Origin of the sequence: Actinomadura rugatobispora, from assembly GCF_042656285.1 — a bacterium.
In the GTDB taxonomy this organism is placed as follows: Bacteria; Actinomycetota; Actinomycetes; order Streptosporangiales; family Streptosporangiaceae; genus Spirillospora; species Spirillospora rugatobispora.
Window position 1 is genome coordinate 1 of sequence record NZ_JBHSON010000279.1, and the last position, 698, is coordinate 698.

The 698-nt window shown below is 53.0% G+C and carries 1 protein-coding gene and 1 other RNA gene; both read left to right on the forward strand.

The window, feature by feature from the left end; all coding sequences use genetic code 11:
• Nucleotides 1-254 (forward strand): SsrA-binding protein (locus ACFPZN_RS56330; protein ID WP_378293690.1); only part of this gene is annotated, 254 nt, incomplete at its 5' end.
• Nucleotides 255-398: 144 nt separating this feature from the next.
• Nucleotides 399-698, forward strand: a transfer-messenger RNA (tmRNA) gene (gene ssrA / locus ACFPZN_RS56335); the annotation flags it as partial.

The window sequence follows — 698 nt, forward strand, 5'->3', positions numbered from 1 at the left end:
CCACCCACTATGTCTGCGACCCGACGCGCACCCGTAAGCTGCTGCTCAACCAGCGCGAACTCGACACGCTGTACGGCCGCATTAACCGCGAAGGTTACACCGTCGTCGCCCTGTCGCTGTACTGGAAGAACGCCTGGTGCAAAGTGAAAATCGGCGTCGCCAAAGGTAAGAAACAGCACGACAAGCGTACCGACCTGAAAGATCGTGAATGGGCGCTGGACAAGGCGCGTATTATGAAGCACGCCGGACGTTAATTTCCCCTCCCCGAAGGCCAGCTCTCGCTGGCCCTTACGCTATATCCTTGTTGATGCTGATTTTTCGTCCACCCTGCTGAAATAATCCTGCGTGATGGGGCTGGTAACGACATTCACAAATCTGTTATACTTGACCTACACATTGGGGCTGATTCTGGATTCGACGGGATTTGCGAAACCCAAGGTGCATGCCGAGGGGCGGTTTGCCTCGTTAAAAGCCGCAAAAAAATAGTCGCAAACGACGAAAACTACGCTTTAGCAGCTTAATAACCTGCTAAGAGCCCTCTCTCCCTAGCTTCCGCTCTTAAGACGGGGATCAAAGAGAGGTCAAACCCAAAAGAGATCGCGTGGAAACCCTGCCTGGGGTTGAAGCGTTAAAACTAATCAGGCTAGTTCGTCAGTGGCGTGTTTGTCCGCAGCTGGCGTGCGAATGTAAAGACAAAC